Origin of the sequence: Streptomyces pathocidini (assembly GCF_001418495.1) — a bacterium.
Lineage (GTDB): Bacteria > Actinomycetota > Actinomycetes > Streptomycetales > Streptomycetaceae > Streptomyces > Streptomyces pathocidini.
On sequence record NZ_LIQY01000108.1, the window covers coordinates 8,218 to 8,510 of the forward strand.

Annotated in this window: 1 pseudogene; it reads right to left on the minus strand. The window is 73.4% G+C overall.

The window, feature by feature from the left end:
• Window positions 1-293: pseudogene (locus AOK16_RS28030) on the minus strand (glycerophosphodiester phosphodiesterase family protein); the annotation flags it as partial.

Here is a 293-nt window from a genome sequence, read left to right on the forward strand (position 1 = left end):
AGGGAGTCGACTCCCTGACGCAGGAGGCGCTTCATGGTGAAGCGGGTGTCCGGGGTCCAGGCGGCGGCCAGGTGGCCGGTGGTGTGGATGTGGTCCACCAGGTCCTTGGTCAGCAGGCCGAAGCGGTAGTTGAGCCAGCGGGGGCGGATCGCGGCCAGCAGGGTCGGGGCGGGCGGGGCCAGGGTCGTCCAGGTCAGGGCGATCTCGGCGTCCGCCGACGCCGCGCGGACGGCGAGCATCGCCGCCGCGCCGCCGCAGTAGTACGTGCGGTGCGCGAAGCCGCTGTCCTGGAC